The sequence below is a fragment of the Microbacterium sp. MMO-56 genome (genome assembly GCF_037146215.1).
In the GTDB taxonomy this organism is placed as follows: Bacteria; Actinomycetota; Actinomycetes; order Actinomycetales; family Microbacteriaceae; genus Microbacterium.
The window spans coordinates 1-13,076 of sequence record NZ_JBBCVW010000031.1; the positions used below are offsets into that span (position 1 = coordinate 1).

Consider the following 13,076-nt stretch of genomic DNA (forward strand, 5'->3'; position numbering starts at 1 on the left):
TCTCCGGACGAACAGGTTGCTTGGTCGCTACCGATCCTCCGGGCCTCGACCCACCTCACCCCGTCACGCCACGCCCGAGCGCCTCACCCCACCCAGAATGCGCAGAGCCCCGTGCAGCCCGCGCCCGGCGGAGGGCTGGTGGTCGCGGTGGTCAACGACACGGATGCCGCGTGGGCGGGCCCGCTCGCCCTCCGCCGCATCGGGTTCGACGGCGCCGTGCACGCCGAGGCGACGATCGAGGTCGCGGTGCCCGGCCGCGGCGTGCAGACCGTGCCGGTGCCGGGTGCGGTGGTCTCGGCATCCACCCCCGCCGCCGAACTGCTCGTCGCCACGCTCGGTGAGACGCGCGGGTTCTGGTATTTCGCCGAGCCCCGCGACAGTGCGCTGCCCGAGCCCGACCTCGAGGTGGCGGTGACGGCGGCGCCCGGCGGCGTCGATGTGACGCTGACCGCTCGTGCGTTCGCGCGCGACGTGACGCTGCTCGTCGACAAGGTGGCGCCCGGCGCCGTGGCCTCGACCGGCCTGCTCACCCTGCTGCCGGGCGAGCAGGCGGTCGTGCACGTGAGCGGCGTGGCCGAGACGGATGCCGCGGCGCTCGCCGACCCGCGGGTGCTGCGGAGCGCCCGGCAGCTCGTCTAGACCGCGTCGGCGGTGACGACGACGGCGCGCTCGGGGTACTGCACGGGTGGGCGCAGGCCCGCCGTGCCCGCCATCCGCCCGGTGAGGGTGATGCCGTGCTCGGCCCATTCGAGCGGCGACTGGCCGGGCAGCTCGGGCGCGCCGCCCACGATGCGCACCCGGTAGGTGCGGTCGGGGTCGAGCCCGGGCAGGCGCACACGGCCCGGCGGCAGGGCGGCGGTCGAGGCGGTCTGCGCGATCGTGTAGACGCCGCGGGCCCCGTCGGCGGCGACCATGCCGCGCACGTCGATGCCCGGTTCGGTGCCGTCGGCGTTGACCGTGCGGCCCGAGGCGACGAGCTCGCGCACAGACTTCGCGAACGAGACGGCGGCAGAGACCCGGGCGAGGGTCGCCGCGTCGGCGGTCGTGAGGTCCCACTCGATGCCGAAATGCCCGAACAGGGCGACGGCGGCGGCGAAGTCGAGGTCGACGGTGCGGTGCGTCGAGTGCACGTGGGGCGAAGTGAGGTGCATGCCCATCATCTCGGGCGGCACGACGAGCCCCGTGTAGCGCTGGTTGCCGAGCCGTTCGGTCGGGTCGAGGCAGTCGCTCGTCCAGATGCGGTCGGTGAGCGAGAGGATGCCGAGGTCGACGCGCGCGCCGCCCGACGCGCACGACTCGATCTCGAGCCCCGGGTGCGCGGCTTTGAGCTCACCGAGCAGGCGGTAGAGCGCGAGGGTGTTCTCGCGCACGAGCGCGCGGCCGCCGGGGCCGTCGCCCGCGTCGACGAGGTCGCGGTTGTGGTCCCACTTGAGGTACGCGATCGGGTACTCGGCGAGGAGCGCGAAGAGCCGCTCCTTGATGTACGCGTAGGCGTCGGGGTGGGCGAGGTCGAGCACCTGCTGCGTGCGCGCTGAGGGCGGCAGCGTCGCGCGGCCGCGCAGGATCCAGTCCGGATGCCTGCGGGCCAGCTCGCTGTCGGGGTTGACCATCTCGGGCTCGACCCACAGGCCGAACTCCATGCCGCGGGCGCGCACGTGGTCGGCGAGCGGGTGCAGGCCGTCCGGCCACACGTCGGGGTCGACGACCCAGTCGCCGAGGCCGGCGGTGTCGTCGCGGCGCCCGAGGAACCAGCCGTCGTCGAGCACGAAGCGCTCGACACCCACCTCGGCGGCCCGGTCGGCGAGGGTCAGCAGCGTCGGCAGGTCGTGGTCGAAGTAGACCGCCTCCCACGTGTTGAGCGTGATCGGGCGCGGCCGGGACGGGTGCTCGGGTCGTGCGCGCCACTGCGTGTGAAAGCGGTGTGCGAGCGCGTCGAGTCCGTCGCCCCACGAGCCGTACACCCAGGGTGAGACGTAGTCGCCGCCGGGCGCCAGGCGCCCTTCGCCGGCGAGCAGCAGCTCGCCCGCGAGCAAGTGCGCTTCGCCCGTGACCGCACGCTCGGCGATGACGCGATGGTTGCCGCTCCAGGCGACGTGCACGCCGTGCACCGTGCCCGACTCGAAGCCGAATCCGGGAGATCCGGCAGCCAGCAGCAGCGTCGCATCGGCGCCGGGGCGCCCGCGCCGGCTCTCGCGCACGTGCGACCCGCTCGTGAAGGCATGGCGTTGCGGCGCGCGCTCGCGCAGGTGGTGCCCGGTCGAATCGAGCAGCTCGGTCGCCTCCCACGGAACGGGGAAGGCGAGCAGGGCCGACTGCAGCGTGAAGACCCCGGCGTGCTCGTTGCGCACGGTCATCCGTTGGCGGAGGAGCCCGCCCACGCCCACCTCGAGCTCGACGCCGACCCCCAGCCCGGCCTCGGCGTCGGCGTACGAGAGCGCGGCGGTCGTGGCATCCGCGGTGACGTTCTGCAGCGTCAGCAGCAGGCTCGTGTGCCGCCCGTCGCGGTGGCCTTCGATCGCCGGGGTCGCGAGCCAGCCCTCGGCGGGCGTGGCCAGGAGCGACCGGCGGGCGGTCTCGTCGAGGCCGCCCGACACCCGTTGTGGGCGTGAGGCGAGGGCCAGTCCGTTCAGCTCGTCGGCGCCCGCGTCGCCGAGGTCGGCGCCCCAGTGCACGATCACCGGGCGGTCTCCTGCGATGTCGACGACGACGCTCGTTCCGCCGTCTCGGAGGTGGATGCAGGCCACGGCGCCTTCCTTTCCTGAAAGATCCATGCGAGCATAACAAAACGTTTTGGCTCGCGGAATGGCTGATGGATGCCGCGTCGCCGCCCGCACGCTGCGCCCCACTAGCCTGAGGTGTGGCCGAAGAAGAATGGGGTGCCATGTCGTCTCGACGCAACGACCGCGCGGTCGGCATCGAAGACGTCGCGCGCGCCGCGGGCGTCTCGATCACCACGGTCTCGCACGCGTTCAGCGGGCGCGGCCAGGTCGCGCAGAAGACGCGCGCGCGCATTCTGCAGGTCGCCGAAGACCTGGGCTACGCGCCCAACCGGCTCGCGAGCAGCCTGCGCACGCGCCGCTCGAACATCTTGGGGTTCGTCTCCGACGACATCGCCACGACGCCGTTCGCGACGCGCGTGGTGCTCGGCGGCCAAGACGCGGCGGCCGAGCGCGACCAGTTGCTGGTGGTGGTGAACTCGAACCGCGATGCCGCGATCGAGCTCGATCAGCTCACGGCGCTCATGTCGGCGCAGGTCGACGGCATCGTCTATGCGCGCATGTTCCACCAAGAGGCGACGAGCCTTCCGCCCCAGCTCGGGCGCGTGCCGACGGCGCTGCTCGACACCTCCGACCCCGAGGGGAACATGCCCTCGGCCGTGCCCGACGAGGTGCAGATCGGGCGCCTCGCGACCGAGACGCTGCTGCGCGCCGGCCACACCGAGATCGCGCACCTGACGATCTCCGAGCCGGGCAGCGCGCGCGACGGACGCATCGCCGGGTACTCCGCGGCGATGCAGGCCGCCGGTCAGGTTCCGCGCATCGTGACGGTGCCCGAGCCCGCCGATGCCCGCGCCGGGCGCGCCGCGTTCGCCGAGATGACCCAGGGGCCGGCTGCCGCGGCGACCGGCGTGTTCGCCTTCAACGACCCCATGGCGATGGGGGTGTACCAGGTCGCGGTGCGCGGAGGCATCCGTGTGCCCGAGGAGCTCTCGGTCGTCGGCGTCGACGACTTCGAGCCCGTGGCTGCCTCGCTGCTGCCGGGGCTCACGACGGTCGCGCTGCCGCACTACGAGATGGGCCGCTGGGGCGTCGAGACGGTGCTCGCGATGCTCGACGGCGACGAGGTGCCGCACCCGCACCGGCTGCTGCGGGGCACGCTCGTCGAGCGCGAATCGGTGGCTCCTCCGCGCTGAGCGCCGCGAGCGCCGAGTGCCGGCGCCCGTGAGAAATCGCACGTCCGACCGCCCGTAACGTTCGTTACTATTTCGTTACCCAAAACCTTTTGCGCATGTCGCGCCGCCGGAGTACGGTCGGGCTTGCAAAACGTTTTGGGAGATCGACTCCCACGAGAGAACGGAAGTGAAGATGCTTCGACACAGGTTTATCGGCCTGAGCGTGATCGCCGTGGGCGCGATCGCGTTGGCAGGATGTTCGGGCGCCTCGGGCGGCTCGAGCACAGACAGCAGCGGCGGCGACCAGACCGTCACCATCATGGGCGCGTTCACCGACGCGCAGGCCAAGGCGTTCCAGGCCGACCTCGACGAGTGGTCGAAGACGAGCGGCATCAAGGTCACCTACGACGGGAACACCGACTTCCAGACCGCGGTCGTCGCCCGGGCCACCGCCGGCAACCCGCCCGACATCGCGATCTACCCGCAGCCGGGCGTGCTGAAGAGCCAGGTCAACCAGCTGTACCCGCTCGAAGACCTCGGCATCGACGTGGCCGGCATCACCTCCGACGAGGCCAACGGCCTCGGCACGATCGCGCAGATCGACGGCAAGACGTACGGTCTGCCCTACTCGATCAACGTCAAGTCGCTCGTCTGGTACAACCCGGCCGCGTTCGCGAAGGCCGGGCTCACCGTGCCGACCACCGACGCCGAGATGACGGCGCTCGAGAAGAAGGTCGTCGACGAAGGCCTCGGTTCGCCGTGGTGCGTCGGCCTCGAGTCGGGTGCCGCGACGGGCTGGCCGGCGACCGACTGGCTCGAAGAGTACGTGCTGCGTTACGGCGGCCTCGACGAGTACAACAAGTGGATCACCGGTGACGTGAAGTTCGACAGCGACCTGGTCAAGAAGGCCGGCGACAAGGTGGCCACCGAGCTGCTCGCCGAGGGTCAGGTCAACGGCGGCGGCCCCGCCGCGGCGACCACGTCGTTCCAGACGGCCGGCAACCAGCTGTTCGTCGACGGCAAGGCCAACGGCCAGTGCTTCATGATGCGCCAGGGCTCGTTCATCGCCGACTTCTTCCCCGACAACATCAAGGCCGAGGTGGCCAAGGGTGACCTGTCGAACGTGAACTTCTTCCAGCTCCCCTCGCCCGCCGGCACCGACAACGCCATGCTCGGCGGCGGCGACCTGGTCGGCGCGTTCTCGAAGACGGATGCCACGAAGAAGGTCGTCGAGTACATCACGAGCAAGGACTTCGGCACCAACGGCTACGCCAGCCAGTCGATCTTCCTCTCGCCGCACAACACGTTCGACGCGAGCTCGTACACGACCGAGTTCCAGAAGAACTCGCAGGAGCTGCTGAAGAACGCGACCGTGTTCGGCTTCGACGCCTCCGACCAGATGCCGGGTGAAGTCGGCGCCGGTACGGAGTGGACGCAGCTGACCAGCTGGTTCGCCGGACAGACGACCATGGAAGACGCCTTCAAGGCGATCGACGCTTCCTGGCCCGCCAACAACTAGGCGACCCCGGGTGCGACCGCGGGGGACCCGAACCCCGGCGGTCGCACCCACCCCCCTCATCCTCACAACGACGTCAGGCGGCATCAGATGGCGATCATCAGCGCAGTGGTGTCCGTGGTCCTCGGCCTCGGAATCTCCTTCCTCATCTTCTGGCTCCTCAACTGGGTGGTCGAGCGCACCCGCGACAAGTGGAAGGCCCGGCTGCTGCCGTACGTCTTCCTCGCCCCGGTGATCGTGTTGGTCGCGATCTTCCTGCTCTACCCCGCCATCCGCACGTTCATCGAGAGCTTCATGCGTGCGAGCCAGCGCCGCGGCGAAGGCGCGGAGTTCGTCGGACTGCAGAACTACATCGACCTGTTCACGAGCCAAGGCTTCCTCGGCGTTCTGCTCAACAACGTGCTCTGGGTGATCGTGGTGCCCGCGGCATCCGTCATCATCGGTCTGGTCGTCGCGGTGCTCACCGACCGACTCGGCAAGAAGCGCGAGACGGCCTACAAGGCGATGATCTTCGTGCCGATGGCCATCTCGGGCGTCGCCGCCGCGGTCACGTGGCGCTTCATCTACGACTACAAGGCTCCCGGCCTGCCGCAGACGGGTCTGCTCAACGCGATCTGGACGGCCGGCGGCGCAGACCCGGTGCCGTGGATGACCGTCGACACCGGACGCCTCAACAGCTTTCTCATCATGGCGATCGCGATCTGGCTGCAGGTCGGCTTCGCGATGGTGCTGCTCTCGGCGGCCGTGAAGGGCGTTCCCGAAGAGACGATCGAGGCGGGCCGGCTCGACGGTGCGAGCGAGCGCAAGCTGTTCTTCTCGGTGATCGTGCCGCAGATCCGCGGCACCATCCTCGCCGTGCTCGTGACGATCGTGATCTTCGTGATGAAGATCTTCGACATCATCTACGCCATGACCGGCGGGCAGTACAACACGAGCGTGCTGGCGGTGGAGTTCTACAACCAGCTGTTCAGCTTCCAGAACCCGGGCAAGGCCGCCGCGGTCGTCATCGTGCTGATGATCGCCGTCGTGCCCCTGATCGTCTACCAGATCCGCAGCTACAAGGCGCAGGAGGAACTGCGATGACCGCCATCCCCACCCCCGTCCTCGGTGAAGACGGCAAGCTCGCCATCGTCACCCCCACCCCGCAGCGTCGCCGCAAGGCGGTCGACGGCGAACGGTCGAAGCCGCGGGTGCTCATCACGATCATCATGGGCGTCATCGCGGTGGCGTGGCTGTTCCCGCTCGTCGGGCTGCTGGTCACGAGCGTGCGCGACAAGGCCGACGTCGACTCGAGCGGCTGGTGGACGGTGTTCACGAACCTGTTCGGCCAGAACTGGACGCTCAACAACTTCAGCGAGGCGTGGGAGTCGCTGAACGTCAGCACGTCGTTCTGGAACTCGCTCGCCGTCACGATCCCCGCGACCGTGCTGCCGATCATGGTCGCCGCGATGGCCGCCTACGCGTTCACGTTCTTCCAGTTCCGCGGCAAAGAGATCTACTTCGCCGTCGTGCTCGGCCTGATGGTGGTGCCGATCCAACTCGCGATCATCCCCGTGCTGCAGCTGTTCGTCTGGTTCGGCAACACCACGGGCATCCAGATCATCGGGCAGTACCCGGCGGCGTGGATCGTGCACTCGACGTTCGCGTTGCCGCTCGCGATCTACATTCTGCGCAACTACATGTCGACGCTGCCGAACTCGCTCATCGAGGCGGCGCGCGTCGACGGGGCGAGCCACTTCCAGATCTTCTGGCGGCTCGTGGTGCCGATGTCGGTGCCCGCGCTCGCGTCGTTCGCGATCTTCCAGTTCCTGTGGGTGTGGAACGACTTCTTGGTGGCCTATATCTTCATCCAGTCGGGCCCGAACGCGGTGCTGACCCAGGGGCTGTACACGCTGCTCGGTCAGTACGGCCAGGGCTGGCAGCGGGTCGCGGCGGGATCGTTCATCACGCTCGTGGTGCCGCTCGTGCTGTTCTTCTCGCTGCAGCGGTTCTTCGTGCGCGGGCTCACCGCCGGGTCGGTCAAGTAACCGACCCCAGACGGATGCCTGTCGGTCAGGAGTCAGGAATGCGCGCCGCCGCCGAGGCCGACCCGGCGGCGGCGCGCCCCCGCATCCACTTCACGCCGCAGGCGAACTGGATGAACGACCCGAACGGGCTGATCTTTCACGACGGGCTCTACCACCTCTACTTTCAGTTCAACCCGCTCGGCGCCGATCACGGCAACATGAGCTGGGGGCATGCGACGAGCGCCGACCTGGTGTCGTGGCGGGAGCATCCGGTCGCACTGCTCTTCGATGAGCACGAGCAGGTGTTCTCGGGGTCGATGGTGTCGGATGCCGGCAACACGAGTGGCCTCGGAACCGCCGAGCACCCGCCGCTCGTCGCGGTGTACACGTCGGCGCGGAGTGACGGCCTGCAGGCGCAGTCGCTCGCGGTGAGTCTCGACGGCGGGTACACGTGGGAGAAGTACGCGAGCAACCCGGTGCTCGACCGCGGCTCGGCCGACTTTCGAGACCCGAAGGTGTTCCGCTACGCGGGCGCGGACGACGCGTACTGGGTGATGGTCGCCGTCGAGGCGGCCGAGCGGCGGGTGCTGTTCTACCGCTCCGACGACCTGCTCTCGTGGACCTACCTCTCGGACTACGGACCGGCCGGCGCCGTCGGCGGGGTCTGGGAGTGTCCGGATCTCTTCCCGCTCCCGTACGTCAGCGGTGCGGGTTCGGGTGCGGGCGTGCGGTGGGTGCTGCTGGTGTCGCTCTACCCGGGTGGTGTCGCCGGGGGATCGGCCACGCAGTACGTCGTGGGGGAGTTCGACGGCATCCGGTTCGTTCCCGATGTGGCGCACCCGTGCGTCGCCGCGGATGCCGCTGAGCTCGACGGTCTCGACTGGGTCGACCTCGGTCCCGACTGCTACGCGGGGGTGACGTTCGCCGGGCTGCCGACCGGGCAGCGCACGCTCATCGCGTGGATGAGCAACTGGGACTATGCGAAGCGCGTGCCCACCTCGCCGTGGCGTGGCGCGATGACCACGGCGCGGCGGCTCGCGCTGCGCTGCGTCGACGGGCGTGCGCGGCTCGTCTCGACGCCGGTGCTCGGGCGGGAAGATGGCGTGCTCGAAGGCGTTCCGGCCGGTGGTTCGGTCGACGATGTGCTGCCGGAGGCGGCGCGTATCGACCTCGAGGTCGACGGCGCCGCGACGGCCGAGGTGCGGCTCGGTGACGCGGAGCGCTGCGTCGTCGTGACGGTCAGCGGCGCGGAGCGTTTCGTGCGCGTCGATCGGCGGCGGGCCGTGTTCGAGGACGTGTCCGACGCGCAGGGGGTGCAGCGCGCGGCGCTGCCCGCGGGGGCGGTGCAGCGGGTCACGATCGTCGTCGACAACGGGTCGGTCGAGGTCTTCGCGGGTGAAGGGCTCGTCGCGGTGACCGCGCTGACGTCGCTGCCGCCGGCGCCCGGCCTGCATCTCACGACGACCGGTGCCGTGCGGCTGGGAGTCGCGGAGCTCGGGGATTCTGGGCTCAGGGGCGCAGGGCTCGGGGGTTCGGGGAGCTGACCTGCGGCGGGCGCGTGCGCGCGTCGGTGTTCGCGCTCAGGCGTGCTGCCGATCGGTCGCGTCAGTGCCGGTGCCGGCGGCGGCCCCGGTGGTGCTCGCGGCGCGGGTCTTGTTCTGTTCCTTGCCGCGCGGCGCGCGGGCGGCGCGCAAGCTGTTGAGGATCGAGACGAGGTCGACGGCTTCTTGCAGGGCGGCGCCGATGATGGCGGGGATCACGCCGAATGCGGCGATGAGCATGAGGATGATGCTGAGTGAGATGCCGATGCCGATGCTCTGCAGGGCGATGTGCACGGTGCGGCGCGCGATGGTGATCGAGGTCGGCACGCGCCCGAGGTCGTCGACCATGATGACGACGTCGGCCGACTGGCTGGCGGCGGTCGAGCCCTTCGCGCCCATCGCGACGCCCACGTCGGCGGCGGCGAGCACCGGGGCGTCGTTGACGCCGTCGCCGACCATCATGACGGGGCGGTCGGTGATCGCCGAGACGGCGCGCACCTTGTCTGCGGGCAGCAGGTTCGCCTCGACGTGGGTGATGCCGAGGGGAGCGGCGATGTGCTCGGCGGTCGCCTGCGCGTCGCCGGTGAGCATGACGGTGTGGTCGATGCCGAGGTCGCGCAGGCGCTGCAGGGTGTCGGCGGCGTTGTCGCGCACGTGGTCGGTGAGCACGATGCGGCCGGCGGGGGCGCTGTCGACGGCGACGTAGACCGCCATCTGGCCGGGCTCGAGCGCGGAGATGTCGGGGGCGGGGGCATCCGTCACGATCCACGACTGCTTGCCGACCTGCACGCGGTGGCCGTCGACGGTGGCGGTGACGCCGTTGCCCGACGACTCTTCGACGTCGCTCGCGGGCAGCAGGTCGGCGGTGCCCGCGTGCGCGGTGATCGCGCGGGCCAGCACGTGCGGCGACGACTGCTCGGCCGAGGCGGCGTAGCGCACGATGTCGCTTTCGCTGAAGGCTGCGGATGCCTCGACGTGGTCGACCTCGGGTCGGCCGTAGGTGAGGGTGCCGGTCTTGTCGAAGGCGACGGAGGTGATCTGCGCGAGCTGTTCGAGGGTGCCGCCGCTTTTGACGACGATGTTCTCGTGGGCGGCGCGGCTCATGCCGCCGATGAAGGCGACCGGCGCTGCGATCAGCAGGGGGCAGGGCGTTGCTACGACGAGCACCTCCGCGAAGCGGGTGGGGTCTTTCGAGACCCACCAGGCGATGCCCGCGATGAGGAACGCGACGATGGTGAACTGGATCGAGTAGCGGTCGGCGAGCCGCACGACCGGGGCTTTGCTGTCGGAGGCCGACTGCACGAGTGCGACGATCTGCTGGTATTGGCTGTCGGCGGCACGCGCCGTCGCCTGCACGTGGATCGGGCGGTCGCCGGCGACCGAGCCCGACAGCACGGCCGAACCACGTACATGGCTGACCGGCAGGCTCTCGCCAGTGAGGGACGACTCGTCGAGCTCGGCCTCGTCGTCGGCGAGGGTGCCGTCGACGGGCACGGTTTCGCCCGGGCCGACGAGCAGCAGGTCGCCGACGTTCACGTCGTTCACGTCGATCTCGGTGACGGTGTCGGAGCCGCCGGCGTCGGCGGGTGTCACGCGGTGCGCGGTGCGCGGGGTGCGGTCGAGCAGTGCGCTGACTTCGCTGCGGGCGCGGGCGTTCGCATAGGCTTCGAGCGCTTCGCCGCCGGTGAGCATGAGCACGACGACGAGTGAGGCCCAGTAGTCGCCGATGGCGACGGTGCTGACGATGGCCGTGATGGCGAGGATGTCGAGGCCCACGGCGCCCGACATCAGTTCGCGGATCATTCCCCAGGCCTGCACCGCGGCGACGGTCAGGCAGTAGAGGCTGACGAGCCAGGCGGTGAGGGTGCCACCGATGTCCGGGATCAGTTGCAGAGCGAGTCCGACGATCGCGACAGTGATGGTCGCCGCGACCCACGGGTAGCGGCGCATCAGCTCGCGCAGGGTGGGGCGCGGGCGGCTGGGAGTGGGCGGTGTGGTGGTGGTCTCGGCCGCGCCGTCGCTCGTGCCGGTCGCATCCGTTCGTTCACTCATCGCCGAACCTCCGCTTCGCATTCCCGCTGTGCGGCGAGCGTATCGGCGTTTCGCGCGCGGTGCGATGGATGCCGCGGGGCGGCGCATCGGCGGGGGCGCGAGCGTGGTCGGGGCGAGGGCGAGGGTCAGAACGGTGGCGGGTCGGTCGTGGAACTGTGGGCGCCGTGCGCGGCGGCGAGCGGTGCGGGCTGGAACGACACGGGCGGCGCGGGAGCGTCTTCGCGGTAGACGCGCCCGGTGGGGGAGGTCCACACCAACACTCCGGCGGCGAGTTGGACGACTTTCCAGCGGGTGAATTGCTTCATCGAGTGATGTCGCTGGCACAGGTGGGCGAGGTTCCAGAGGGCCGTCGGGCCGCCGAGGGCGGCGTCGATGGTGTGGTCGATCTCGGAGCGGATCGCGGCCTGGCGGCAGCCGGGGAATCGGCAGTGCTGGTCGCGGGCGCGCAGGTAGCGGCGTTGCGGCCAGGGGGTGCGGTACCGGTCGACGGCGAGCACGGTGCCTTCGACCGGGTCGGTGAGCACTCTCGCCCACGAGGGAGCGTGCGTGGCGAGCAGGCGGGCGGTGTCGGCGTCGATCGGGGAGCGGCCGACGAGGTCGGCGGGGCCGTCGTCGTCGCCGAGGAGGGTGAGGGCGGGGACGATCACCTGCACCTGCGCGCGGATCGCACCGAGCGGCCCGGGCGCATCGCCGGTGGCGGTGGGGTCGAGGGCGGGGGCACCGGCCAGCAGCAAGTCGGCGAACACGTCGGCGCGCACTTCGTCGATCCGGCGGGTGTCGTCGTCGCCGCGCTCGCGCGCGTCGACGATGATCTGGGCTTGCTGGGTGAGGCGGTCGAAGATGCCGTCGGCGATGACGGTCGGAACCGTCGCGATCACGTCGCTCATGCCGTCGCGACCCGGGATGACGCGCACGCAGCGGCTCCTGGCGGCGTCGCGGTGCCGGTCGGTGAAGGAGCGTTCGGCGAACCGTTCCGCGAGGATCTCGAGCCCCGCTTTCACCCGGTTCGGGGTGTCTTTCTCGCATCGCGCGATCGCTTCGGCCTCGAACCGCTCGCGCGCCTCGGCGGGCACGACGCACCCGGCGTCGACGATGACCCGCACGTGCCCGCGGGTGATGCGGCCGTCTTCCCACGCGGTGAGCGTTGCGGGGTAGTCCTCGACCACGGTGCGCGCCTCATCGATGCGCCGCTGCACCGTGCGATCGGACGCGCGCAGGATGCCGCTCAGCTCAGCCGCGATCGACCGCAGCGCCATCTCGTGCGCCTTCACAGACTGCGTCGCGCCCGCAGCCTGCCCCTCGGCCAGCTGCCCCGCCCGCGCAAACCACCGCAGCTGAGAGACCTCGGCCTGGCGGAGCGTGGCATCCACACTCTCTACTCCCGCGACGATCTGCGCCAGCACGGCGACATCGCCGTCGCTGCCGAACCCCGCCGAAGTATCGTTCATACTTTCGATAGTACGAAGGGGGTCCGACATCGGGGTCGGGCTTCGCCGACGGTCGCGACCGATGGGATTTCAGTGGATGTCGTTTCCAGAGCCTGATTGGACAGGAGCGCCCACGGAAGCGCCTAGGTTGGACCGAGAAACACGCGACTCCGCAGCTATGCCGGGAGAGCTCATTCTGAGGCTACTTCAGATAATCGAGCGAGGAAAAGACCAGATCAGAAGCCCTATATGTCGATGACGCAACAGGAAGGGTCCCGGCGTACGTGGCCAGGGGCATCCTCGAAGTCGTGTTCCGCGTTCAACCGCGCGCGATAGACCGACATTAGGTCAGTAGGGATCCCGCCGCTCCGCAGCAACGGCGGCCCGAGAAGAGGGCGGCGGGTATGTATCGCCACGCCCCCACACACACACAGAGGATTGCAATGGCCCGGGTGCCGGAATAGTCGGCCGTTACGACGCAATCTCGCGATCCACGCACGAGAAGCGGGTGCAGCTGCTCGACAGAGAATTAGCGGCTCTGCGCATTCTAGGTGGGGGTGAGGGGGTCAAGTCCGCCGGCGATCAGGAGCATGCGGAGCCGGTAGTTGTCGTAGTTGGTGAAGCCGCGGGCGATCCGGCGGG

At 70.0% G+C, this 13,076-nt stretch carries 9 protein-coding genes; 6 read left to right on the top strand and 3 right to left on the bottom strand.

What is annotated here, in order from left to right; translation table 11 throughout:
- Positions 1-111 precede the first annotated feature (111 nt).
- Complete coding sequence (locus WFI00_RS17310; protein ID WP_336633525.1) at positions 112-639, top strand: glycoside hydrolase family 2 protein; 528 nt, start codon at positions 112-114, stop codon at positions 637-639.
- Here WFI00_RS17310 and WFI00_RS17315 read toward each other — a convergent pair.
- A complete protein-coding gene (locus WFI00_RS17315) occupies positions 636-2,771 on the bottom strand; it encodes an alpha-galactosidase (RefSeq protein ID WP_336633526.1) in 2,136 nt (711 codons plus the stop codon). The two genes, WFI00_RS17310 and WFI00_RS17315, sit on opposite strands and share 4 nt — an antisense overlap.
- 110 nt (positions 2,772-2,881) lie before the next feature.
- On the opposite strand from WFI00_RS17315, the gene WFI00_RS17320 reads away from it, so the two are divergent.
- The 5 genes from WFI00_RS17320 (at position 2,882) to WFI00_RS17340 (ending at position 8,958) form a co-directional block, all read left to right on the top strand.
- Positions 2,882-3,913 carry a LacI family DNA-binding transcriptional regulator gene (locus WFI00_RS17320; protein ID WP_336633527.1) on the top strand — a complete coding sequence of 344 codons (1,032 nt, stop codon included), beginning with the start codon at positions 2,882-2,884 and terminating at the stop codon, positions 3,911-3,913.
- Between the two features lie 172 nt (positions 3,914-4,085).
- Entirely contained in the window at positions 4,086-5,411 is a 1,326-nt protein-coding gene (locus WFI00_RS17325; protein WP_230403938.1) for an ABC transporter substrate-binding protein, read from the top strand.
- Positions 5,412-5,498: 87 nt separating this feature from the next.
- Complete coding sequence (locus WFI00_RS17330; RefSeq protein WP_336633528.1) at positions 5,499-6,491, top strand: carbohydrate ABC transporter permease; 993 nt, start codon at positions 5,499-5,501, stop codon at positions 6,489-6,491.
- A complete protein-coding gene (locus tag WFI00_RS17335; RefSeq protein ID WP_336633529.1) occupies positions 6,488-7,435 on the top strand; it encodes a carbohydrate ABC transporter permease in 948 nt (315 codons plus the stop codon). Before WFI00_RS17330 ends, WFI00_RS17335 begins: the two co-directional genes overlap by 4 nt.
- Positions 7,436-7,473: 38 nt before the next feature.
- The gene (locus tag WFI00_RS17340) at positions 7,474-8,958 is read left to right on the top strand and encodes a glycoside hydrolase family 32 protein (protein ID WP_336633530.1); all 1,485 of its coding nucleotides are present in this window, start codon (positions 7,474-7,476) and stop codon (positions 8,956-8,958) included.
- 36 nt (positions 8,959-8,994) lie between these two features.
- On the opposite strand, the gene WFI00_RS17345 is transcribed toward WFI00_RS17340, so the two are convergent.
- Positions 8,995-11,007: a heavy metal translocating P-type ATPase gene (locus WFI00_RS17345; RefSeq protein ID WP_336633531.1), complete on the bottom strand. Its 2,013-nt coding sequence runs from the start codon at positions 11,005-11,007 to the stop codon at positions 8,995-8,997.
- A 125-nt stretch (positions 11,008-11,132) separates the two neighbouring features.
- Positions 11,133-12,455, bottom strand: a complete 1,323-nt coding sequence (locus WFI00_RS17350) for an HNH endonuclease signature motif containing protein (protein ID WP_336633532.1) — start codon at positions 12,453-12,455, stop codon at positions 11,133-11,135.
- Positions 12,456-13,076 lie beyond the last annotated feature (621 nt).